This is a genomic window from Diaphorobacter sp. LR2014-1 (assembly GCF_002916785.1).
Taxonomy (GTDB): Bacteria; Pseudomonadota; Gammaproteobacteria; order Burkholderiales; family Burkholderiaceae_C; genus Diaphorobacter; species Diaphorobacter nitroreducens.
Window position 1 is genome coordinate 116,070 of sequence record NZ_MTBE01000003.1, and the last position, 23,450, is coordinate 139,519.

The 23,450-nt window shown below is 67.2% G+C and carries 18 protein-coding genes and 2 pseudogenes; 12 read left to right on the forward strand and 8 right to left on the reverse strand.

All coding sequences use genetic code 11. The features are described from left to right. Window positions 1-225: 225 nt before the first annotated feature. Window positions 226-1,050 carry a prolipoprotein diacylglyceryl transferase gene (lgt, locus tag BV908_RS03895; RefSeq protein ID WP_199856238.1) on the reverse strand — a complete coding sequence of 275 codons (825 nt, stop codon included), beginning with the start codon at window positions 1,048-1,050 and terminating at the stop codon, window positions 226-228. Window positions 1,051-1,231: 181 nt separating this feature from the next. Here lgt and bfr point away from each other — a divergent pair, with 181 nt between their 5' ends. After that, window positions 1,232-1,714: a bacterioferritin gene (bfr, locus tag BV908_RS03900; RefSeq protein WP_103737285.1), complete on the forward strand. Its 483-nt coding sequence runs from the start codon at window positions 1,232-1,234 to the stop codon at window positions 1,712-1,714. A gap of 13 nt (window positions 1,715-1,727) precedes the next feature. On the opposite strand, the gene BV908_RS03905 is transcribed toward bfr, so the two are convergent. Together BV908_RS03905 and ilvD (BV908_RS03910) are read right to left on the reverse strand one after the other, a co-directional pair. Next, window positions 1,728-2,156: a PaaI family thioesterase gene (locus tag BV908_RS03905; protein WP_103737286.1), complete on the reverse strand. Its 429-nt coding sequence runs from the start codon at window positions 2,154-2,156 to the stop codon at window positions 1,728-1,730. 154 nt (window positions 2,157-2,310) lie between these two features. Continuing rightward, window positions 2,311-4,167, reverse strand: a complete 1,857-nt coding sequence (ilvD, locus tag BV908_RS03910; RefSeq protein ID WP_047350770.1) for a dihydroxy-acid dehydratase — start codon at window positions 4,165-4,167, stop codon at window positions 2,311-2,313. A 229-nt stretch (window positions 4,168-4,396) separates the two neighbouring features. On the opposite strand from ilvD (BV908_RS03910), the gene ilvD (BV908_RS03915) reads away from it, so the two are divergent. Further along, on the forward strand, window positions 4,397-6,091 hold the full coding sequence (gene ilvD, locus BV908_RS03915; protein ID WP_047350769.1) for a dihydroxy-acid dehydratase: 1,695 nt from the start codon (window positions 4,397-4,399) through the stop codon (window positions 6,089-6,091). 132 nt (window positions 6,092-6,223) lie between these two features. On the opposite strand, the gene BV908_RS03920 is transcribed toward ilvD (BV908_RS03915), so the two are convergent. After that, window positions 6,224-6,466: a TIGR04438 family Trp-rich protein gene (locus BV908_RS03920; protein WP_011804505.1), complete on the reverse strand. Its 243-nt coding sequence runs from the start codon at window positions 6,464-6,466 to the stop codon at window positions 6,224-6,226. A 108-nt stretch (window positions 6,467-6,574) separates the two neighbouring features. On the opposite strand from BV908_RS03920, the gene BV908_RS03925 reads away from it, so the two are divergent. Then, the gene (locus tag BV908_RS03925) at window positions 6,575-6,880 is read left to right on the forward strand and encodes a c-type cytochrome (protein WP_011804504.1); all 306 of its coding nucleotides are present in this window, start codon (window positions 6,575-6,577) and stop codon (window positions 6,878-6,880) included. An 87-nt stretch (window positions 6,881-6,967) separates the two neighbouring features. On the opposite strand, the gene BV908_RS03930 is transcribed toward BV908_RS03925, so the two are convergent. Continuing rightward, window positions 6,968-7,477, reverse strand: a complete 510-nt coding sequence (locus tag BV908_RS03930; protein ID WP_011804503.1) for a hypothetical protein — start codon at window positions 7,475-7,477, stop codon at window positions 6,968-6,970. Window positions 7,478-7,833: 356 nt separating this feature from the next. Continuing rightward, window positions 7,834-9,831, reverse strand: a complete 1,998-nt coding sequence (gene acs, locus BV908_RS03935) for an acetate--CoA ligase (RefSeq protein WP_015912709.1) — start codon at window positions 9,829-9,831, stop codon at window positions 7,834-7,836. A gap of 235 nt (window positions 9,832-10,066) precedes the next feature. On the opposite strand from acs, the gene BV908_RS03940 reads away from it, so the two are divergent. From BV908_RS03940 to proX (BV908_RS03955), 4 genes and pseudogenes are all read left to right on the forward strand, one after another. Continuing rightward, window positions 10,067-10,648 (forward strand): TIGR00645 family protein, encoded by a 582-nt coding sequence (locus BV908_RS03940; protein ID WP_041835925.1) that lies wholly within the window; start codon window positions 10,067-10,069, stop codon window positions 10,646-10,648. Window positions 10,649-11,304: 656 nt separating this feature from the next. Next, window positions 11,305-12,594, forward strand: coding sequence for a glycine betaine/L-proline ABC transporter ATP-binding protein ProV (proV, locus tag BV908_RS03945; protein WP_103737287.1), 1,290 nt, complete (start codon window positions 11,305-11,307; stop codon window positions 12,592-12,594). 24 nt (window positions 12,595-12,618) lie between these two features. Then, complete coding sequence (proW, locus tag BV908_RS03950) at window positions 12,619-13,821, forward strand: glycine betaine/L-proline ABC transporter permease ProW (protein ID WP_103737288.1); 1,203 nt, start codon at window positions 12,619-12,621, stop codon at window positions 13,819-13,821. A gap of 36 nt (window positions 13,822-13,857) precedes the next feature. Continuing rightward, window positions 13,858-14,082 (forward strand): annotated as a pseudogene (gene proX, locus BV908_RS03955) (proline/glycine betaine ABC transporter substrate-binding protein ProX); the annotation flags it as partial. Window positions 14,083-14,497: 415 nt separating this feature from the next. On the opposite strand, the gene BV908_RS03960 reads toward proX (BV908_RS03955), so the two are convergent. Then, on the reverse strand, window positions 14,498-15,829 hold the full coding sequence (locus BV908_RS03960) for an IS1380 family transposase (RefSeq protein ID WP_103737289.1): 1,332 nt from the start codon (window positions 15,827-15,829) through the stop codon (window positions 14,498-14,500). A 96-nt stretch (window positions 15,830-15,925) separates the two neighbouring features. Between BV908_RS03960 and proX (BV908_RS03965) the strand changes: the two are divergent. From proX (BV908_RS03965) to BV908_RS03980, 4 genes and pseudogenes are all read left to right on the forward strand, one after another. After that, window positions 15,926-16,783 (forward strand): annotated as a pseudogene (gene proX, locus BV908_RS03965) (glycine betaine/L-proline ABC transporter substrate-binding protein ProX); the annotation flags it as partial. Between the two features lie 242 nt (window positions 16,784-17,025). Continuing rightward, the gene (locus tag BV908_RS03970; protein ID WP_103737290.1) at window positions 17,026-18,513 is read left to right on the forward strand and encodes an ATP-binding protein; all 1,488 of its coding nucleotides are present in this window, start codon (window positions 17,026-17,028) and stop codon (window positions 18,511-18,513) included. Then, window positions 18,510-19,238, forward strand: a complete 729-nt coding sequence (locus tag BV908_RS03975; RefSeq protein WP_011804495.1) for a response regulator — start codon at window positions 18,510-18,512, stop codon at window positions 19,236-19,238. Before BV908_RS03970 ends, BV908_RS03975 begins: the two co-directional genes overlap by 4 nt. Window positions 19,239-19,428: 190 nt before the next feature. Continuing rightward, window positions 19,429-20,205, forward strand: coding sequence for a Crp/Fnr family transcriptional regulator (locus BV908_RS03980; protein WP_103737291.1), 777 nt, complete (start codon window positions 19,429-19,431; stop codon window positions 20,203-20,205). A 36-nt stretch (window positions 20,206-20,241) separates the two neighbouring features. On the opposite strand, the gene fumC is transcribed toward BV908_RS03980, so the two are convergent. Then, on the reverse strand, window positions 20,242-21,633 hold the full coding sequence (fumC, locus tag BV908_RS03985; RefSeq protein WP_103737292.1) for a class II fumarate hydratase: 1,392 nt from the start codon (window positions 21,631-21,633) through the stop codon (window positions 20,242-20,244). 190 nt (window positions 21,634-21,823) lie between these two features. On the opposite strand from fumC, the gene BV908_RS03990 reads away from it, so the two are divergent. Further along, window positions 21,824-23,383 (forward strand): fumarate hydratase, encoded by a 1,560-nt coding sequence (locus tag BV908_RS03990; protein ID WP_015912701.1) that lies wholly within the window; start codon window positions 21,824-21,826, stop codon window positions 23,381-23,383. The last annotated feature ends 67 nt before the right edge of the window (window positions 23,384-23,450 follow it).

Sequence of the window (23,450 nt, forward strand, 5' to 3'; positions counted from 1 at the left end):
CGGCAGGCGTTATGACGTCACGAATGGCACACAAGTGGTCGCGAAACTGCATCATTTCGCGTAATTTTCAATAATTATGAAAGCATGCCCAGCCGCCGGGATGGGGACTATCCCTAGCGGGGCATATTGACGCAACGCGGCAACACTCCGCCACCGCGCCGCCCGCAAGGAACAATCAAAAATGAGAGCTGCCGGCGCTTGCTGGACAAGCGCTGGCGCCTTCTTTTATGCAAATCCCTCCGGAGCATCCTGCCGCTGCGCCCAGACCCACATCGCCACCCCGGCCGCCACCATCGGGATGCACAGCCACTGGCCCATGCTCATGCCCAGCGACAACAGGCCCAGGAAGCTGTCGGGCTCGCGGAAGTATTCGGCCGTGAAGCGCAGCACGCCATAGCCCACGAGGAACGCCGCCGCTACCTCGCCACGCTTGCGCGGCTGGCGCGCATACAGCCACAGCAGCACGAACAGCAGCAGGCCTTCGAGCAGGAACTGGTAGATCTGCGACGGATGGCGCGGCAGCATGGAGCCGCTTTGCGGGAACACCATGCCCCAGGGCAGATCCGGCGGCGCGAAGCGCCCCCACAGTTCGCCGTTGATGAAGTTGCCGATGCGCCCGGCCGCCAACCCCGGGGGCACGCAGGGCGCCACGAAATCGGCCACCTGCAGCCAGGGCCTGCGGCGCGAATGCGCAAACCACAGCATGGAGCCGATCACGCCCAGCAACCCGCCGTGAAAGCTCATGCCGCCCTGCCACACGTAGAAGATCTCCAGCGGGTGGCTCAGGTAGTAGCCCGGCTTGTAGAACAGGCAGTACCCCAACCGCCCGCCCACCACCACGCCCAGCACGCCCAGGAACAGGATGTCCTCCACGTCCTTGCGCGACCACGCCTGGTCGCCACGCAGCGATGCGTAGGGCTGGTGGCTCAGGCGGCGCATGCCCAGGAACATGAACAGCGCAAAACCGGCCAGATAGGTCAGGCCGTACCAGTGGATGGACAAAGGCCCGACCTGCAGGGCCACGGGGTCGATTTGGGGGTACATCAGCATGGCGGGCATTGTGCCGCAGGGCCGTGACACGCCCGCGCCCGTCCAACGCTGCCAGGATGAGAATGCGCCTGCGTACGGCCCGCATCCAGGGCGCCCATGCCCGGGAATTGACGGCCGCCATTGAACCGGCGCGCAAGGCGCCGGATACTCACGCCATCACCACCCCCATGAGAACACCAACATGCACGGCCACCCGGAAGTCATCGACTGCCTCAAGGATCTGCTGCGCGGCGAGCTGGCCGCGCGTGACCAGTACTTCATCCACTCCCGCCAGTACGAGGACCAGGGCCTCACCCGCCTGTACGAGCGCATGGGCCACGAGATGGAGGAGGAAACCCAGCATGCCGACGCCATCCTGCGCCGCATCCTGATGCTGGGCGGGCGCCCTGACATGCGCCCGCACGACTTCACGCCCGGCGAATCCGCGCAGGAGATGCTGCGCAAGGACCTGGACACCGAATACACCGTACAGGCCCGCTTGAAGGCCGCGATGGCCCTGTGCGAATCCCACCGCGACTACGTGAGCCGCGACATGCTGCTGGCCCAGTTGCGCGACACCGAGGAAGACCACGCCTACTGGCTGGAAAAGCAGCTCGGCCTGATCGAGAAGATCGGCCTGCCCAACTACCTGCAAACCCAGGCGGGCGGCCCTTCGGGCTCGTGAGGCTGCGGCGCTCTCAGGCGCCGGCCGGCACGTTGACCATGGTGGCCTGCATCAACGCCACCACCTTGTAGTCGGGCCCGTCGCCCGTGTACGCGCGCACTTCGCCGGTGCACACGGTGAGCATGCGCCCGGCGTTTTGCACCTTGCCCACGGCCAGGAAGCGCGTACCCATGGCGGGCCGCATGAAGTTGGTCTTGAATTCCGCCGTGACGATCTCGCAGCCGGGGGGCGAGCGGGTCAGCGCCGCGTAGCCGCAGGCGCTGTCCACGATGCTGGTGATGGCCCCCGCGTGCACGAAGCCCTGCTGCTGCGACAGGTGGGTGGAAAACGGCATCTCGATATGCACCTCGCCCTCCGCCACCAGCGCCAGGCGGGCGCCGAGGGTGACCATCAAACCTTGTGCCGCGAAGCTGGCTGCGATGCGTTGCTGGAACTCGTTCATGGGCGATGGCATTCCGTTGCTACAACAAAAAGAGCTGTTGGCGCTGGCAGCGTGGCCATTTGAAGCTTAAACGCACCTGTAAATCGCGTCCGTCCAGCGCGAGCAGCTCATAAATCAGGAGCGCACGCCCGGCATGGGCGTGCACCGCACCACGTCAGTCCAGCAGCGACACGTCGCGCACGGCGCCCTTGTCGGCCGACGTCACGAGCTTGGCATAGGCCTTGAGCGCGGCCGAGACCTTGCGCGGACGTGGCTGGGCGGGCTTCCAGCCCTTGGCGTCCTGCTCGGCGCGGCGCTGGGCCAACTCCTCGTCGCTCACCAGTACGTTGATGGTGCGGTTGGGAATGTCGATGCGGATGCGGTCGCCGTCGCGCACCAGGCCGATCGCGCCGCCGGCAGCCGCCTCGGGCGAGCAGTGGCCGATGGACAGGCCCGAGGTGCCGCCAGAGAAGCGCCCGTCGGTCAGCAGCGCGCAGGCCTTGCCCAGGCCCTTGGACTTGATGTAGCTCGTGGGGTAGAGCATTTCCTGCATGCCGGGGCCGCCCTTGGGGCCCTCGTAGCGCACCACCACCACGTCGCCGGCCTTCACTTTGTCGGCCAGGATGTTCTCCACCGCCTCGTCCTGGCTTTCGACCACATGCGCCGGGCCTTCGAAGACCAGGATGGATTCATGAACGCCCGCGGTCTTGACCACGCAGCCGTCCTTGGCGATGTTGCCGGTGAGCACCGCCAGGCCGCCTTCCTTGCTGAAGGCGTGCTCTGCGGAGCGGATACAGCCCGCGGCGCGGTCCAGGTCCAGGCTCGGCCAGCGCACGCTCTGGCTGAAGGCGACCTGCGTGGGCACGCCGCCGGGGCCGGCCTTGTAGAACGTCTGGACGGCTTCGTCCTGCGTGCGCGTCACGTCCCACTGCGCCAGCGCCTCGCCCAGCGTGGGCGCGTGGATGGTGGGCACGTCGGTGTGCAGCTTGCCCGCACGCTCCAGCTCGCCCAGGATGGCGAAGATGCCGCCGGCGCGGTGCACGTCCTCGATGTGGTACTTGTCGGTGTTGGGTGCCACCTTGCACAGCTGCGGCACGCTGCGCGACAGGCGGTCGATGTCGGCCATGCTGAAGTCGATGCCGGCCTCCTGCGCAATGGCCAGCAGGTGCAGGATGGTGTTGGTGGAGCCGCCCATGGCGATGTCCAGCGTCATCGCGTTCTCGAAGGCCTTGAAGCCGACCGAGCGCGGCAGGATGCGCTCGTCGCCCTGCTCGTAGTACTGGCGCGCCAGCTCCACGATGCGCCGGCCCGCGCGCTTGAACAGCTGCTCGCGGTCGGCGTGCGTGGCCACCACGGTGCCGTTGCCGGGCAGGGACAGGCCCAGCGCCTCGGTCAGGCAGTTCATGGAGTTGGCGGTGAACATGCCCGAGCAGGAGCCGCAGGTGGGGCAGGCATTGCGCTCGGCCTCGGCCAGGTCGGCGTCGCTCACCTTGTCGTCGGCGGCCATCACCATGGCGTCGATCAGGTCCAGCTTCTTGATCTGGATGGTGCTGGTGCCGGGCACGGCCTGCTGCACCTTGCCGGCCTCCATGGGGCCGCCGGAGACGAAGATCACCGGGATGTTCAGCCGCATGGCGGCCATGAGCATGCCGGGGGTGATCTTGTCGCAGTTGCTGATGCAGACCATGGCGTCGGCACAGTGCGCGTTCACCATGTATTCCACGCTGTCGGCAATGATGTCGCGGCTGGGCAGCGAATACAGCATGCCGTCGTGGCCCATGGCGATGCCGTCATCCACGGCGATGGTGTTGAACTCCTTGGCCACGCCGCCGGCGGCCTCGATCTCGCGCGCCACGAGCTGGCCCAGGTCTTTCAGGTGCACATGGCCGGGCACGAACTGGGTGAACGAGTTGACCACCGCGATGATGGGCTTGGAGAAATCGGCGTCTTTCATGCCGGTGGCGCGCCACAGGGAGCGGGCCCCTGCCATGTTGCGGCCGGCGGTGGAGGTCTTGGAACGGTATGCGGGCATCGTGGTTGCGGGAGATGAGTGGCTCAGGAAAGTCGATGGGCCCGTGCGCTTGGGGGCCTGCGCGCGCCGCAGCGGAAACCTCTTGAGCCCCGCCCTAGGCAAAACCGTTTGATTATGTCGTAGCCCCAGTACCCACGTTGGCGCGCTGGCCCCGCATTCACCCGCATGGACAGCCGCTGCGGCGGCGTCCACACTCGGCCGTCTCGCCACCGCAGAAGCAGGACCCGCCATGACCGACCCGCTGCCGCTGAACCGCCGCTCCGCCCACATCACCCAGGGCAAGGCGCGCGCGCCCAACCGCTCCATGTTCTACGGCATGGGCTACCAGGAGGGCGACTTCGCCAAGCCCATGGTGGGCGTGGCCAACGGGCACAGCACCATCACGCCCTGCAACAGCGGCCTGCAACGCCTGGCCGACGCGGCCATCGCAGGCATCGAGGAAGCGGGCGGCAACGCCCAGGTCTTCGGCACGCCCACCATCAGCGACGGCATGGCCATGGGTACCGAGGGCATGAAGTACAGCCTGGTGAGCCGCGAGGTGATTGCCGACTGCGTCGAGACCTGCGTGCAGGGCCAGTGGATGGACGGCGTGGTCGTCATCGGCGGCTGCGACAAGAACATGCCCGGCGGCCTGATGGGCATGCTGCGCGCCAACGTGCCGGCGATCTACGTGTATGGCGGCACCATCCTGCCGGGCCGCTGGCAGGGGCAAGACCTGAACATCGTGAGCGTGTTCGAAGCCGTGGGCCAGAACGCGGCAGGCAGGATGACCGACCAGGAACTCAAGGACATCGAGCAGCACGCCATCCCGGGCACGGGCTCGTGCGGCGGCATGTACACGGCCAACACCATGTCCTCGGCCTTCGAGGCGCTGGGCATGAGCCTGCCCTACTCCTCCACCATGGCCAATCCGCACGACGAGAAAATGAACTCGGCCCGCGAATCCGCCCGGGTGCTGATCGAGGCCATCCGCAAGGACTTGAAGCCACGCGACATCGTCACGCGCAAGGCCATCGAGAACGCCGTGGCCGTGATCATGGCCACGGGCGGCTCCACCAACGCGGTGCTGCACTTCCTGGCGATCGCGCACGCGGCGGGTGTGGAGTGGTCCATCGACGACTTCGAGCGCATGCGCAAGAAGGTCCCAGTGATCTGCGACCTCAAGCCCAGCGGCCGGTACCTGGCCGTCGACCTGCACCGCGCGGGCGGCATTCCCCAGGTGATGAAGGTGCTGCTGAATGCCGGCCTGTTGCACGGCGACTGCATGACCATCACCGGCAAAACCATCGCCGAAACCCTGGCCGACGTACCCGACGCGCCACGGCCGGACCAGGACGTGATTCACCCAATCGACAAGGCGCTGTACCGCGAGGGGCACCTCGCCATCCTCAAGGGCAACCTGAGTCCCGAGGGCGCCGTGGCCAAGATCACCGGGCTGAAGAACCCCGTCATCACCGGGCCCGCGCGTGTGTTCGACGATGAGCAGTCGGCGCTGCAGGCCATCCTGGACGGCAGGATCGTCGCAGGCGACGTGATGGTGCTGCGCTACCTCGGCCCCAAGGGTGGCCCGGGCATGCCGGAGATGCTGGCCCCCACGGGCGCGCTGATCGGTGCGGGCCTGGGCGAGAGCGTGGGCTTGATCACCGACGGGCGCTTCTCGGGCGGCACCTGGGGCATGGTGGTGGGCCACGTCGCGCCCGAGGCGGCTGCGGGGGGCACGATTGCGCTGGTGCATGAGGGCGACACGATCACCATCGACGCCCACCAACTGCTGCTGCAGCTGCACGTGGACGACGCCACGCTGGCACAGCGCCGCGCCGCCTGGCAGCCACCCACGCCGCGCTACATGCGGGGCGTGCAGGCCAAGTTTGCTTTCAACGCCTCCAGCGCCAGCAAGGGTGCGGTGCTGGATGACTTTTCATGAAAAATGCCGCCAACGCTTATCCAATAAGCGCCAGCAGCTATCAAAACAGGATCATTGCTGCGCCATCACCGCCCAAGAAAAACCCGCAGGGCGCGTGCACCGCTGCGGGTTGTCTGGACAGGGAAGAAGCCCTCAGCGCGGTCGGCGCGGACCCATGCCCATGGATTCCTTCTGTTTGTTGATGCGGTCCTTGCGACGCTGGTCCATCTTTTCCATGGCCTTGCGCTTGGTGTAGCCGGTGGCATCCGCCCAGGCCCACCAGGCCGCAGCTACCGCAAAAGGAGACAACACCCACCACCATGACCAATTCGCCACAGGGCCGATCTCCAGATATTTGAGAAGTATCAACAAGATGCCTAAAAGCAGCGCATACATGGTCACATCCTTTGGTGCCGCGCGAGCTTTGGCCTGGAGCCCGTCAACGGCGAACACTACAATCCCATTGAAGGCTAAATGTACCCCAACCCTAGAGGAAACCCCGCGATGAAGCGCACACTGATCACCCTCGCCATGACGCTGTCGGTTGCAGCCCCTGCATTCGCCGACCAGGCCCTGGCAACCTCCAAGAACTGCATGGCTTGCCACGCCGTGGACAAGAAGCTGGTGGGCCCGTCCTACAAGGACGTTGCCGCCAAATACGCGGGCCAAGCAGGCGCCGCAGACAAGCTGGCCGAGAAGATCATGAAGGGAAGTTCCGGCGTGTGGGGCCCCGTGCCCATGCCCGCCAACGCCCAGGTGAACGCCGCCGACGCCAAGAAGCTGGCGACATGGGTCCTGTCGCTCAAGTAATCCAGAGGGGAAAGCGCCTTCGCGGCGCGCCCTGCAAAAAGGCCGCAGCGCTCACGCCCTGCGGCCTTTGTTATGGCGCAAGGGCCGTCAGAGCCTGAGTTCCGGCTCCGTGCGCACCGGCGGCACGGGCTGCACGGCTTTCGGCTCGCCCCGGCGGTGCAATTGGTCTTCCAACTGTCCCACGTAGGCGGCAGTGATGTTGTCCGATTCCTGCGCCCGCGCGCTCAGGCGCGCCTCCAGCGCGTCCAGGCGCGCCATCAGGGCGTCGTAGCCCGTGCGGTGCTGGGTTTCCAGGAACTGGCGCAGCTCCGTGAAACGCGATGCCTCCGCCCGGTCGGCCAGTTCGCGCTGCGCCGCCATCTCCTTGGCATGGCGGCGCGTTTCCATGAGCACAGAGCCCTGCAGCGTCAGCACATAGGCCAAGAAAAAGGCCCCCAGCAGGACGGTCAGCCCCAGCATGATGAGCCCCAGGGGCGCCTGCACCGTGGCCACGCCCAATGAAACGACGGTGGGCACCGAGAGCGTCGCCCAATTGAGTGCTGCCAACGCACCGATGGCCACGACGATCAATAAAAGGATGAGGGTTTTGAGCTTCATGCAAGGGACTCCTGATGGCCAGCTGGACCGCTATCTGTGTTCAACCCACGGGATGTGCGGCCAATGCGCGGGTTGTACCCCATGGCGGCATGCCCGTCATGGCCCAACCCGGTATTTGCGCCCTGCTCCTACAACGCCAGGGTTCAAAGCTGCTTCGCCCGAAACGAAAAAAGCCGCCTGGCAAGAAGCGGCTTGGGTCTGCAAAGTCTGGACGACGACGCCTCGCGGCACCCCTTCACCCGCAGGGCTGGGCCCACCGATGCAGGTTTTGCCGGCACTCCACATCTGCTGCGCAGATAGGAGTGCTGTCCAACTCCGCAAGCGCTGCGCGCCGGCGCCTTGCGGCGACTCCTGCATCAGTTGGACTGCGCCAACTGATCCAGGATTGCGGGGTTTTCCAGGGTGCTGGTGTCCTGGGTGATGGGTTCGCCCTTGGCGATCGAGCGCAGCAGGCGGCGCATGATCTTCCCACTGCGGGTCTTGGGCAGGTTGTCACCGAAGCGGATGTCCTTGGGCTTGGCGATGGGGCCGATCTCCTTGGCGACCCAGTTGCGCAGTTCGGTGGCGATCTGCTTGGCCTCCTCGCCCGTGGGGCGCGAGCGCTTGAGCACCACGAAGGCGCAAATCGCCTCGCCCGTCAGGTCGTCGGGACGGCCCACCACGGCGGCCTCGGCCACGAGGTCCGTCTTGGCGACCAGGGCGGACTCGATCTCCATCGTGCCCATGCGGTGGCCCGACACGTTCAGCACGTCGTCGATGCGGCCCGTGATGCGGAAGTAGCCACGGTCGGCACTGCGCACGGCGCCGTCGCCGGCCAGGTAGGTGGTGCCCCCCAACTCTTCGGGGAAGTAGCTTTTCTTGAAGCGCTCGGGGTCGCCCCAGATGGTGCGGATCATCGAGGGCCAGGGCCGCTTGATCACGAGCATGCCGCCCGCGCCGTTGGGCAGGTCTTTGCCGGTTTCATCGACGATGGCGGCCTGGATGCCCGGCAGCGGCAAGGTGCACGAACCCGGCACGAGCGGCGTGGCACCCGGCAGCGGGGTGATGACGTGGCCGCCGTTCTCGGTCTGCCAGAACGTGTCCACGATAGGACAGCGCTCGCCGCCCACATGGCGGTAGTACCACATCCAGGCCTCGGGGTTGATGGGCTCGCCCACGCTGCCCAGGATGCGCAGGCTCGACAGATCCCAGTTCTTGGGGTGGACGCTCTCGTCGGAGTCGGCCGCCTTGATGAGCGAGCGGATGGCAGTGGGCGCCGTGTAGAACACCGTGACCTTGTGGCGCTCGATCATCTGCCAGAAGCGCCCGGCGTTGGGGTACGTGGGTACGCCCTCGAACACCACCTGCGTGGCACCCGCAGCCAGCGGGCCGTAGGCCACGTAGGTGTGGCCCGTGATCCAGCCGATATCGGCCGTGCACCAGAACACATCGTCGGGGCGAATGTCGAAGGTCCACTCCATCGTCACCTTGGCCCACAGCAGGTAGCCGCCGGTGCTGTGCTGCACGCCCTTGGGCTTGCCCGTCGAGCCGCTGGTGTAGAGGATGAACAGCGGATGCTCCGCGCCCACGGGCGTGGGTGGGCATTCGGTGCTCTGGCCGGCCAGGATCTCGGAGAAGGTCTTGTCACGCCCCGCCACCATGTCGCAGGCCGTGGCCGTGCGCTGGTACACGAAGACGTTCTTGATGCTGTCGCAGCCGCCCATGGACAGGCCCTCGTCCACGATGGCCTTCAGGGGTAGCTCCTTGCCGCCGCGCAATTGGTAGTTGGCCGTGATCACCGCCACAGCGCCCGCATCGATGATGCGCTCGTTCAGCGCCTTGGCAGAGAAACCGCCGAACACCACGCTGTGGGTGGCGCCGATGCGCGCGCAGGCCTGCATGGCCACCACGCCTTCCACGCCCATCGGCATGTAGATGAGCACGCGGTCGCCCTGCTGCACGCCATGCGCCTTCAGGGCATTGGCAAACTGGCTCACGCGCTCCAGCAGTTGCCGGTAAGTGACCTGGGTGACGGTGCCGTCGTCGGCCTCGAAGAGGATGGCGGCCTTGTTCTCGACCGGCGTGCCCATGTGCTTGTCCAGGCAGTTGGCACTGGCGTTGAGCTCGCCGTCGGCAAACCACTGGTAGAACGGCGCCTTGGACTCGTCCAGTGTCTGCGTGAACGGCTTGGTCCATTGCAGGTGCTCGCGCGCCAGGCGCGCCCAGAAGCCCTCGGGATCCTTGTTGGCTTCGGCGCACAGGGCCTCGTAGCCGGCCATGCCCGACACGCGGGCCGCCTTCACCACGCTATCGGCAGGCGGGAAGACGCGGTTCTCCACCAATACGGATTCGATGGCATTGGACGATGCACTCATGGGTTTGTCTCCTGAAGCTAAGAATTTTGAGTGGTACTTTCAGCCCTGGTACTTACAGGCCACTGACGGAGCGCCACAGCATACGGCAGCGCTCCAGCGCCATGCCCTGGCATGCGTGAAATGCCTGACGGTGGCATGTCTTCGGGGCGAAACGGGCTGCCCCTAAAATGGCGCGCCTCACCTTCCCGACGCATTTCCCGTCACCATGACTTCCCCTTCCCCCCATTCCGCCCACATGGCAAACGCCCCGCTGCGCCCCCTGCCCGCCCTGATCTTTGCCAGCCGCTGGCTGCAACTGCCCCTGTACCTGGGCCTGATCGCCGCCCAGGGCGTCTATGTCTGGCACTTCCTGCTGGAACTGTGGCACCTGGTGGAAGCGGCTTTCGGCCACGAGGCCGCGCTGCAGGCGCTCATCACCAGCATCGGCTACAAGCCGGACGCGCCCGTCACCTCGCTCAACGAGACGGTGATCATGCTGGTGGTGCTGGCGCTGATCGATGTGGTGATGATCTCCAACCTGCTCATCATGGTGATCGTCGGGGGCTACGAGACCTTCGTGAGCCGCCTTGGCCTGGACCGCCACCCCGACCAGCCCGAGTGGCTGGGCCATGTGAACGCCTCGGTGCTCAAGGTGAAGCTGGGCCTGTCGATCATCGGCATCAGTTCGATCCACCTGCTCAAGACCTTCATCAACGCCGCCAACTACAGCGAGAAGGTGCTCATGTGGCAGACCATCATCCACGTCACTTTCCTGTTCAGCGCGCTGGCCATCGCACTCACCGACCGGCTGCTGCACACTTCCGAGGACAAGCACTGAGGCATGCGGCCGGTCACCCGGCCAATCGCCCGCAAACCCATGGAGCGCCCGCGCTCCATGGGTTTTTTGCTTCAAAAGCCCTCTAGCACCTATGCAGCAAGCGCGAGCAGCTATTAATTTTGCAGCAACCGGCGATCCCGCCGTCCGTCCACGCGCGGAATAGCACAAATCAAAAAACCCGTTTTTTGACTAAAAAATACCGAATATCTATACTTTCACGGTGTTTTACAACCTGCCGCGCAGGTAATTCGCTCTTTGTGGCTGCGTTGCCCGAGAGCGCCCCGTGCCAACGCGCCTCCCACTGCTGGCGGCCCTGGCACACAGGCCGAAGTATTCGCCCCTGATGCCCCAGGGTGCCCTGCCGCCAATGCGCGGCGCACGGCATCCGCGTGACTGCGCAAGTCCTCAGCCAGACCTCTTGCGCCGCGCACCCAGGCCCTTGCGCACCGTTCGCGTGCCATTCGGGCCGATCTGGTCACTTTTCGTGTCCGCCCTCTTCCCGGCCCTGCAGGCCGCGCCCGTCGATTGGCGACGCGCGTGCCCTCGCAGGGACGCCGCATCGGGGTCGTGTGTGCCGCTTTGGCCTTTGCGTTCCTGCCGCCATTGGTGCGGCAGGGGCCCGTTCAACCCGTCACAACCGAGGAAGGACCCACACGGTGGCCAAGCAAATCATCATCGACCATGTCTTCAAGGTCTTCGGCGACTCGCCGCAGGAAGCGCTGCGCCTTGTGCAGCAGGGCCTGAGCAAGCAGCAGATCCTGGAGCGCACGGGCCATTCCATCGGCGTGTTCGATGCCAGCTTCACCATCGAGGCCGGCGAAATCTTCGTCGTCATGGGCCTATCGGGCTCGGGCAAGTCCACGCTGGTGCGCATGCTCAACCGCCTGATCGAGCCCACCAGCGGCCGCATCCTGGTGGACGGCCAAGACATCAACCGTCTGGGCGACCGCGAGTTGCGCGCGCTGCGGCGCAAGGACATCAGCATGGTGTTCCAGTCGTTCGCCCTGATGCCGCACATGACGGTGCTGGACAACGCCGCCTTCGGGCTGGAACTCGCCGGAGTGGACCGTGCCGAGCGCCAGCAGGCAGCGCAGGAGGCCCTGCAGCAGGTGGGCCTGGGCGCCTGGGGCGCCAGCTACCCCGACGAACTCTCGGGCGGCATGCAGCAGCGGGTGGGGCTGGCGCGCGCGCTGGCCGCGGACCCGTCCATCCTGCTCATGGACGAGGCGTTCTCCGCGCTGGACCCGATCATCCGCACCGAGATGCAAAGCGAGCTGCTGCGCCTGCAGCAGATCAAGCGCCGCACCATCGTTTTCATCTCGCACGACCTGGACGAGGCCATGCGCATCGGCGACCGCATCGCCATCATGAAGGACGGCCACGTGGTGCAGGTGGGCACGCCCGACGAGATCCTGCGCGCGCCTGCCAACGACTACGTACGCAGCTTCGTGCGCGGCGTGGACGCTGCGGCGGTGTTCAAGGCGGCCGACATCGCGCGCCAGGCGCTCACCCTGGTGTCCGAGCACGACGACCGCGGCTGCCGCGCGGCACTGCGCCTGCTGGAGGACTCGGACCGCGACCACGCCTACGTGCTCAACAGCCGCAAGCGCCTGCTGGGCGTGGTGTCGTCGCAGTCGCTGCGTGAAGCGCTGCACGGCCGCCAGGGCGCGCTGGGCCTGCACCATGCCTTCTTGCCCAATGCCCAGCCGCTGGATGCCGCCACGCCGGTGGCGGACCTGTTCGGCCCCATGAGCAGTGCGCCCTGCCCGCTTCCGGTGGTGGACGAGGACGGCATCTACCAGGGCGTGATCAGCCGCACCACGCTGATGAAGTTCCTGGACCGCGACACGCCGCCCGTGCCGCCGCCGCAGGCGGAGGTGCCACCCATCCAGCTCCACCCCCACTTCCCGGCGCAAGCCAGCACGCCGGTGGCAGCGCCCCGCTAAGAACAACCCAAGGAGAGGACACGCATGAACGACACAACGCAAGAGACCGCCGCCATCGACGATCCCTGGGCACCCGCCGACGCCGCGCCCGCTCAGGCGCAAGCACAAGCCAACGACCCCTGGGCCGCCGACACTGCGCTGCAACCCGCGGATGCCGACCCGTGGGGCGCCGGCGGCACCGCCGGCACCGATGCCGCGGCCGGCGCGGACTGGCTTGACGCCGCGGCGGCGCCGATGCCCGAGCCCGACGCCGGACTGGCCGGCCTGTGGCAGCAGGTCGCCACGGACGGCCTGCCCGTGCAGGGCTGGATCAACGAGGGCCTGCATTGGGTGGTGGAGAACTTCCGCCCGTTCTTCCAGGCGGTGCGCGCGCCCATCGACGCCACGCTCACCGGCGTGACCGACCTGCTGCTGGCCGCGCCCGCGCCCGCGCTCATCGCGCTGGTCACGCTGCTGGCCTGGCAGTTCGCCGGCCGCGGCCTGGCCGTGGGCGCGGCGCTGTCGCTGGGGCTGGTGGCGCTCTTGGGCATCTGGCCCGACGCCATGGTGACGCTGGCGCTGGTGCTCACATCGCTGTTGTTCTGCGTCGTCATCGGCCTGCCCATGGGCATCGTGCTGGCGGCCAGCGAACGCGCACAGCGCTGGACGCGCCCGCTGCTGGACGCCATGCAGACCACGCCCGCCTTCGTGTACCTGGTGCCGGTGGTGATGCTGTTCGGCATCGGCAACGTGCCGGGCGTGATCGTGACCATCGTGTTCGCGCTGCCGCCGTTGGTCCGCCTGACCAACCTGGGCCTGCGCCAGGTGCGCCCTGATCTGATCGAGGCCAGCCGCGCCTATGGCGCTTCGCCCCTGCAATTGCTGTGGAAGGTGCAGCTGCCGCTGGCCATGCCCTCGATCATGGCCGGCATCAACCAGGCGCTGATGCTGTCGCTGTCGATGGTGGTCATCGCCTCGATGATCGCCGTGGGCGGCCTGGGCCAGATGGTACTGCGCGGCATCGGCCGGCTGGACATGGGCCTGGCCACCGTGGGCGGCCTGGGGATCGTGCTGCTGGCCATCGTGCTGGACCGCCTCACCCAGGCCATGGGCCAGCCGCGGCGCGCCAGTGCGCGCTGGTGGCACACCGGCCCCGCGGGCCTGGTGCTGCGCGCCGTGCGCGGCAAGCCCGCAGCGCCCGCGTCGCATGCCGCCCCGCTTGCCACCCCCCGCAACTCCGCGGCCTGACACCACTCCCGTTCACCACCAGAAAGGAAACCCCGGATGACTCTTCTGTCGCTGACCTCTCCCACACACGCTGCACGTTCCGGCGCATGCGCCGCCCTCGCCCGCCGCCTGCGCGCGCCGCTGGCCGCGGTTGCCGCGGGTCTGGGCCTGGCGCTGGGCGCCACCGCTGCGCTGGCCCAGCCCACCGCCCTGCCCGGCAAGGGCGTGAAGGTGCTGCCTCTCAAGAGCTCGATCGCCGAGGAGACCTTCCAGACACTGCTAGGGCCTGTTCACACTATTTTTGCCAGTGCGAATGGCGTGAAAACCGCGCCAATCTAGGCGCGTGACGACGCCAAGGCCGGGGCCTTGGCTAGGAGGGCAACGACGAATGGCGCGGTTTTCACTCCGTTCCCTCCGGGTTGCGATCAAAAAGGGCCNTTGCGCCTGGCCCTTTTTGATCGCAACGCATCTGGCAAAAATAGTGTGAACAGGCCCTAGCCCGGATATTTCACGCATGTAGGTAACGGCCTGCGCAGCGGGGCATCGCGGCGCGGATTTGAGCGAGCAAGGCCACGATGTTGGCCGCAGCCATGGGTGTGATGGTTGGCATGCGCAATGCGGTCGCACTGACCCCCACCCCGGCTTGGGTTGCGGGCCGTTTTTGTTTCATCGCGCCGGCCAGGCGCTGCTGGTGTGTTCAGGGTGAGCGCAGCTGGCTCATGGCGTGCGCGAAGGTCTGCGCACTGGGCCAGTTGGAGGCCAGGTACAGGCGGATGCGCCGCGTGTTGCGCGTCACCACTGCCGCCACCTTGAGCAGCTTCATGCGCAGCGTGTCGATCTGCGCCGTGGCCAGCTCTGTGCCCTGCAACGCCAACGCGCGCAGCCTCTCTACCAGCACGTAGCCCAGCGCGGCCAGCAGCATGCGCAGTTGGTTGGAGCGCAGCACATGGCAGCTCGTGCGCGTGGCGAACAGCCCTACCTGCGCTTCCTTGATCCGGTTCTCCGCCTCGCCGCGCTGGCAGTACACGCCGTCGTACAGCGCCTGGGGATCACCGGCAAGGTTTGTCACGATGAAGCGCGGGTTGCAGCCTTGCGCGCCCCATTCAAGCCGCGTGATCACGCGCCGCTCGTGCGGCCAGCTCTGTGCGGCGTAGTCGAATTCATCGACCATGCGCTGTTTGGCCCCGCTGCGCTCGTATTCGTCTTTCATTGAGAGTTCGGCAAACGCCACGCGCGCCTGCAGCCGTGCATTGCGCGCCAGACCCACGATGTAGTGCACGCCGGCGCGCTCGCACCAGTTCAGGATGCGTTGGCGGCAGAACCCGGAGTCGGCCCGAAACACGATGCGCACCTGCGGCCAACTCTGGCGCAGTCGGCGCACCAGCAGCTTGAGGATAGCCCCAGCGTGCTGCGCCGCATCGATGTTGCTGGGCCGCAAGTAGGCGCACAGCAGTTGCTGGCCGCAGAACACGTACAGGGGCAGGTAGCAGTAGCTGTCGTAGTAACCATGGAAGAAGCGTGCCTCCTGCTGGCCGTGCAACGGGTTGTCGGTGGCATCAAAGTCCAGCACCAACTCTTCGGGCGCGCTCTCGAAGCTGGCGATGAACTGATTGACCAACACCTCGTGCAGCCGCCACGCCGTGGCACGGTCGGCCCATTTCTCCAGTCGGCAAAGCGTAGGCGCGCTGGCAATCTCGTGGTCCACGCCAACAGCCGTCTGCACAGCCACGTCACAGCGCAGAGCACCGTGGTCGTTGAGGTCTTCCCAGCCCAGCGCCAGGCCGTACACCCGCTGGCGCAACATGTCGCGCACGTCGTGCGTGATCAGTAGCGGATTGCGCGGATCGGCGATGCAGCGCGCCGCCGCATCCATCAAGCCCAGCTTGCGATCGACCTGGCCAAGCAGCATCACGCCACCATCGCTGGTCATGCTGCCGCCGTCAAAACACCCCTGCACCACGCGCCGGCCCAACCGGCCAAAGTCCATGCTCCCAACGTCAATTTCTTCGGTACAGTTTGGCTTCGGCATTGCCCGCTCGTTGATCAAGATTCGACACCTGGATTTTCGGGCACACAAGGGCAATGCCGTCCTCGTTTGTGGCTCTACTACGGTGAAATATCCGGGCTAGTCATGAAGGGCCTGGAAAAACTCGGCTACGACGTGCAGCCCATCCAGGAGGTGGAGTACCCCACGGCCCACATCGCCATCGGCAATGGCGACGCCACGTTCATGGCCGACCACTGGAACCCGCTGCATGCCGACTATTACAAGAACGCTGGCGGCGACGCGAAGCTCTACCGGCGCGGCACCTACTCGGGCAACGCGGCGCAGGGTTACCTGATCGACAAGAAGACCGCCGACGCGCATGGCATCACCAACGTCGAGCAGCTCAAGGACCCGAAAATTGCCCAGCTGTTCGACACCAACGGCGACGGCAAGGCCGATCTGACGGGCTGCACGCCCGGCTGGGGCTGCGAGGCCATGATCGAGCACCACCTGGACGCCTACGGCCTGCGCAACACCGTCACGCACCAGCAGGGCACCTACTCCGCGCTGATCGCCGACACCATCACGCGCTACCGCGCGGGCAAGCCCGTCCTGTACTACACCTGGACGCCCTATTGGGTGAGCAACGAGCTCAAGCCCGGCAAGGACGTGGTCTGGCTGGAAGTGCCCTTTTCCTCCCTGCCCGGCGAGCAAAAAGGCCTGGACACGCGCCTGCCCAACGGCAAGAACTACGGCTTCGTGGTGAACCAGCAGCAGATCGTGGCCAACAAGGCCTGGGCCGAGGCCAACCCCGCCGCCGCCAAGCTGTTCGAAGTGATGCAGCTGCCCGTGGCCGACATCAACGCCCAGAACCACCTGATGAGCCGGGGCCAGAACAAGGCCGCCGACATCGAACGCCATGTGAACGGCTGGATCAAGGCACACCAGAAGACCTTTGACGGCTGGGTGCAGCAGGCGCTGGCCGCGGCCCGCTGACGGGTGCCTTTGCAACAATTTGCATAAAAACAGGAGATAACGCCCGTCCCTCATGCGCGAACAGCTATCTTTTAAGTAGCGCAAGAGTCGGACGGGGCGGGCTTTCGCCCCGCCCATGCCTGCGGGCGAGGCGTTGCCATTGGTTGCATTTGGCGCGCTTCGTGCCACCGCGGCCAGACCCCGGGGGTGGCCCGGCCATGCCATCCTCGGCGTTTCACCACGGCCAAGCGGCTCCCCACTTCATGCAACTTCCGCGTCTCACCCTCCAAGGCAAGGCCTTTGCAGCCCTGTCGGCGCTGCTGGTCGTGATGCTGGTGCTGTTCGTGGGCTTCTCGCTGCTGGGGCTGCAGCGGGGGCTGGGTCCCTACGTGGCCGAGGTGGAGTTGGCGCGTATGGACTGGCTGGTGTTCCGCCTGCAGGCCGCGTATGAACAGCAGGGCGGCTGGCAGACACTGCGCGAGCAGCCCGGCCTGTGGCGCGAGCTGCGCCGCCCGCGCAACGTCCAGATGCCGACCTTCGGACCCGCTCCCGTGCCTGCGCCCGAGCCCCTGTTGCTACCCCAGGTCACGCCCGGCACGGCCCCGCCGCCGGTGGACGCGCTTTCGCGGCGCCTGGGCGTGGTGGATACGCAGGGCCGCGTGGTGGCCGGCGCCGCACCCGTTGCCGGCGGTGCGCGGACCGCGCTGCGCGACGGCGAGGGGCGCCTGATCGGCCACCTGGTGCTGGCGCCGCTTGACGGGCTGGAGCGCGATGCGGACCGCGCATTTCTGTCCAAGCAGCTCGGTTTCGTGGTGTGGAGCGGCGTGACGGGCCTGGCGCTGGCACTGCTGCTGTCCTGGTGGCTGGCGCGGCGCTGGCTGCGCCCCATCGACACGCTGGTGACCGGCGCGCAGGCCATTGCGGCCGGCGAGCTGCACACCCGCGTGCCCGAACAGGCCGACAGCGAGGAATTCACCCGCCTGATCCACACCTTCAACGCCATGGCCGAGCAGCTTGCGAGCGTCGAGGCCTCGCGCCGCCAGTGGATCGGGGACACCGCGCATGAACTGCGCACGCCGCTGGCCGCGATGCGCGCCGAGATCGAGGCCGTGCAGGACGGCGTGCGCCCGTTCGACGAAAAGACCGCGCGCCGCCTGCACCGCCAGGTGATGCGGCTGATCCAGCTCGTGGGCGATCTGCGCGCCAGCGTGGACATGGCCGGCGACCAGCCCCCGCCCGTCATGAGCGCCGTGCAGCCGCTCGCGCTGCTGCGCGAGGCCATGGCCGGCATGCAGTCGCGCTTCGACCAGACGGGCGTCGCGCTGCAGGCCGCGCCAGACCTGGCCACGCTCGCCAAGCAGCCGCTGCAGGTACACGGCAACGCACAGCAGTTGCACCGCGTGTTCCTGAACCTGCTGGAAAACAGCCTGCGCTACACCGACCCCGGCGGGCGGCTGCAGGTGTCGGCCAATGTGCAGCGCAATGGCGGCCCGCCGCGCCTCACGCTGCGCCTGGACGACACGGCGCCCGGCGTGGCGCCGCACGAGCTGCCGCACCTGTTTGAGCGTCTGTACCGTGCCGAGGCCTCGCGCCGCCGCGCCTCGGGCGACCTGGGCGGCTCGGGCCTGGGCCTGGCCATCTGCCGCACCATCGTGCAGGCGCACGGCGGCCAGATCGAAGCCAGCGCCTCGCCGCTGGGCGGTCTGCGCATCACCCTCACGCTGCCTCTACTGGAGAACCCCTCGCCATGACCACGCCCGCACGCATCCTCGTCGTGGAGGACGAGCAGGACATCGCCGACGTGCTGCTGGACTACCTGCGCCACGCGGGCTACGCCCCGGAGCACGCGGCCGACGGCCGCACGGCCCTGCAGGCCCTCACCGCCCCCCAGCCGCCCGACCTGACGCTGCTGGACGTCATGCTGCCCGGCATCGACGGGCTGGAGGTGCTGCGCCAGGCGCGCCGCCACACCGACAACCCCATCGTGGTGATCACTGCCCGCGTGGAAGAAGTGGACCGCCTCATCGGCCTGGAACTGGGCGCGGACGACTACATTTGCAAGCCCTTCTCGCCGCGCGAGGTGGTGGCGCGCGTGAAGGCCGTGCTGCGCCGGCGCGCACCGCCGGCCCAGGCCGCCGCGCAGGCGGAGCTGGCCTACGGCGCGCTGGTGCTGGACGAGGCCCAGCTGCAAGCCACGCTGCACGGCACCCTCGTGGCGCTGACACCGCGCGAATGGCATCTGCTGCGCACCCTGCTGGCACACCCGCGCAGCGTGCTGTCGCGCGCCCAGTTGCTGCAGCACGCCTACCCGGACTCGCCGCAGGAGCCCAACGAGCGCGCCGTGGACAGCCACATCAAGAATCTGCGCCGCAAGCTGCGCAGCGCCGACCCCGCCGGGCACGACTGGATCCGCTCGGTCTATGGCGTGGGCTTTGCCTTCGACCCGCCCGCGGCGCCGCAGGACGCTCAGGACTGAGTTAGCTCCTTTTTTAATAGCTGTTTGCGCTTACCACAAGCGCGTTTAGAGCACTTTTTGCTTTAAACGCACCCCGGCAGCTACAGCGGCCTACGCCGGGTGGGGACAAGGGTTTGTTACCGAGCGTGACGGCGCCTAGAATGCCGCAGCCTCTGTTCCCGCGCCCGGCGCCCTTCACCGACGAACCACCATGCCCGCTCCCCTGCGCTTTTGTGCCGACGTGTCGCTGCAACGTCCCCTGTTGTCGGCGCGCGAGCGCGAGGCCCTGGACCGCAGCCCCTGGTTCTCCACCCTCTCGCCCTCGCTGCGGCACGACATCTTCCGCCTGGGGCACGTGACGCGCCATGCACACGGCGACCTGATCGTCGAGCAGGGCCGTCCCATCCGCGAATGGTTCACCTGCGCCAGTGGCGCGCTGCGCTTTCAACGCACCACGCCCTCGGGCAAGCTGGTCACGCTGGCCTATGTGGAGCCCGGAATCTGGGTGGGTGAGGCCGAGGTGCTCTACGGCCGTCCCTGCACCTACGACGCGCATGCCCATGGCCCCACCACGCTGTTGAGCGTGCCCGAACCCACCTTCCGCACGCTGCTGCAGGAGCATCCCTCGTTCGGCGAGGCGCTGCTCACGCTGCAGGCGTGGAGCATGCGGTCGCTGTATTGCATGATGGAAGACATGGCCACGCTGCCGCTGCGCGCGCGCCTGGCCAAGCAACTGCTACAGCTGCTGCAGCGCTTCGGCCCGCAGCGCACCGAGCCAGGCGAGAGCGTGCCGCTGGGCCTGTCGCTGGCGCAAGACGAACTGGCCTGCCTGCTGGGCGGCTCGCGCCAGCGCGTGAACGTGGAATTGAAATGGCTGGAACGCGAGGGCCTGATCAGCGTGCGCCCGCGCGGCATCGAGATCCTGGACGCCACCGGCCTGCAGACGCTGGTGGACCAGGCTGCGGCAGACGGCCGCGGCGACGATTGAGCGCGCCGCCCACCGTCGCAACGTCCCTCCCAGCCGTCAGCGCCCCACCATCCGGGCGGGCACCACCCACTCATCGAACTGCGCGGGCGTCACGTAGCCCAGCGCCAGCGCGGCCTCGCGCAGCGTGCTGCCTTCCTTGTGCGCCTTCTTGGCAATCGCCGCGGCCTTGTCGTAGCCGATGTGCGGGCTGAGCGCCGTCACCAGCATCAGCGAGCGTTCCACCAGCTCCGCGATGCGCGCGCGGTTGGGCTCTATCCCCACGGCGCAGTGCTCGTTGAAGCTCACCATGCCGTCGGCCAGCAACCGCACGCTCTGCAGGAAGTTGTGCGCCACCAGCGGGCGGAACACGTTCAGCTCGAAGTTGCCACTGGCCCCGCCGATGTTGATGGCCACGTCGTTGCCCAGCACCTGGGCGCACAGCATGGTCAGCGCCTCGCACTGCGTGGGGTTCACTTTGCCGGGCATGATGGACGAGCCGGGCTCGTTCTCAGGGATGGTGATCTCGCCGATGCCGCTGCGCGGGCCGCTGGCCAGCCACCGCACGTCGTTGGCGATCTTCGTGAGGCTGGCCGCCAGCGTCTTCAGCGCGCCGTGGGCATGCACCAGCGCGTCCTGCGATGCGAGCGATTCGAACTTGTTGGGCGAGGTCACGAAGGGCTGACCGGTGAACTGGGCCAGCTCCTGCGCCACACGTTCGGCGTAGCCCTCGGGCGCATTCAGGCCCGTGCCCACGGCCGTCCCGCCCAGGGCCAGTTCATACAGGTGCGGCAGCGCCGCGCGCACGTGGCGTTCCCCATGGGCAAGCTGCGCCACCCAGCCCGAGATCTCCTGCCCCAGCGTGAGCGGCGTCGCGTCCTGCAAATGGGTGCGGCCGATCTTCACGATGTCGTCGAACGCCTCGGCCTTGGCCTGCAGGGTGGCGCGCAGCTCCTCCATGGCGGGCAACAGCCGGTGCACCAGCGCCTGCACCGCGGCCACATGCGTGGCGGTGGGGAACACGTCGTTGCTGGACTGGCTCTTGTTCACGTCGTCGTTGGGATGTACCAGCCGTGCCTCGCCGCGCTCGCCGCCCAACAGCTCGCTGGCGCGGTTGGCCAGCACCTCGTTGACGTTCATGTTGGTCTGCGTGCCCGAGCCGGTCTGCCAGACCACCAGCGGGAACTCGTCGTCGTGCTGGCCCAGCAGCACCTCGTCGGCCGCGGCGACGATGGCGCGCGTCTTGTCCGCCCCCAGCAGCCCCAGCGCGTGGTTGACCCGGGCCGACGCGCGCTTGACCTGCGCCAGCGCGCGGATGAGTTCCTGCGGCTGTCGTTCGCCCGAGATGGCGAAGTTCTGCAGCGAGCGCTGCGTCTGCGCGCCCCAGAGCCTGTCGGCCGGCACCTCGATGGGGCCGAAGGTGTCGCGTTCGATACGGGTGCTGGTAGTCATGCAAAGGCCTTTCTGATCCGGGAAGGAGCAACGGAGCGATTTCACCGCAAATGGCCGCACGGCCACTGAAAGCCCCTGCCGCCACGCCGGGCGGATGGGGCTTCTACCCTTGCTTTTGCCCTTGCATCAGGCGCGTGCAAGGTGCAGGGCGATAATCGCGGGCGTCCGTTTCACAAGAATCCTCCCCCACATGACCACGACCATCCGGTACAACGACCTTGTGGAGTCCGTAGCTGCCGCGCTGCAGTACATCTCCTACTACCACCCCGCCGACTACATCCAGCACCTGGCCCGCGCCTACGAGCGCGAGCAGAGCCCCGCGGCCAAGGATGCGATGGCGCAGATCCTCACCAACAGCAAGATGAGCGCCACGGGCCACCGCCCGATCTGCCAGGACACGGGCATCGTGAACGTGTTCCTGAAGGTGGGCATGGGCGTGCGCTTCGAGGGCTTCGCCGCCGACCAGAGCCTGGAGGACGCCATCAACGAAGGCGTGCGCCGCGGCTACAACCACCCCGACAACACGCTGCGCGCGTCGGTCGTCGCCGACCCGCAGTTTGCTCGCAAGAACACCAAGGACAACACACCCGCCGTCATCAGCGTGCAGATCGTGCCCGGCGACACGCTGGACGTGACGGTGGCCGCCAAGGGCGGCGGCAGCGAGAACAAGTCCAAGATGGTCATGATGAACCCCAGCGACAACCTGGTGGACTGGGTGCTCAAGACCGTACCCACCATGGGCGCCGGCTGGTGCCCGCCGGGCATGCTGGGCATCGGCATCGGCGGTACGGCGGAAAAGGCCGTGCTGCTGGCCAAGGAAAGCCTGATGGAAGACCTGGACATGTACGAGCTGCTGGCCAAGAGCCAGCGCGGCGAGAAGCTGGACCAGGTCGAGGAGCTGCGCCTGGAGCTGTACGAGAAGGTCAACGCCCTGGGCATCGGCGCCCAGGGCCTGGGCGGCCTGGCCACCGTGCTGGACGTGAAGATCAAGATGTACCCCACGCACGCGGCCAGCAAGCCCGTGGCCATGATCCCCAACTGCGCGGCCACGCGCCACGCGCACTTCGTGATGGACGGCTCCGGCCCCGTCTACATGGACCCGCCGAGCCTGGACCTGTGGCCCAAGGTGGACTGGGCGCCCAACACCGAGACCAGCAAGCGCGTGGACCTCAACACCCTGACCAAGGAAGAGGTCGCGAGCTGGAAGCCTGGCCAGACGCTGCTGCTGAACGGCAAGATGCTCACCGGCCGCGACGCCGCGCACAAGCGCATCCAGGACATGCTGGCCAAGGGTGAGAAGCTGCCCGTGGACTTCACCAACCGCGTGATCTACTACGTGGGCCCCGTGGACCCGGTGAAGGACGAGGCCGTGGGCCCCGCCGGCCCCACCACCGCCACGCGCATGGACAAGTTCACCGACATGATGCTGGAGCAGACCGGCCTGATCGCCATGATCGGCAAGGCCGAGCGCGGCCCGGTCGCCATCGAGTCCATCAAGAACCACAAGAGCGCCTACCTGATGGCCGTGGGCGGCGCCGCCTACCTGGTCAGCAAGGCCATCAAGAACGCCAAGGTGGTGGGCTTTGCGGACCTGGGCATGGAAGCCATCTATGAGTTCGACGTGGTGGACATGCCCGTCACCGTGGCCGTGGACGCGGGCGGCACCAGCGCCCACATCACCGGCCCGGCCGAGTGGCAAAAGAAAATCGCCGCGGGCGAATACAAGGTCGTGCCCATGGTGGCCGCCTGACGGCCTCGCGATGTGAACCGTCCGTGACAAAAACCGCCCTCGGGCGGTTTTTTTTCCAACGGGTAAA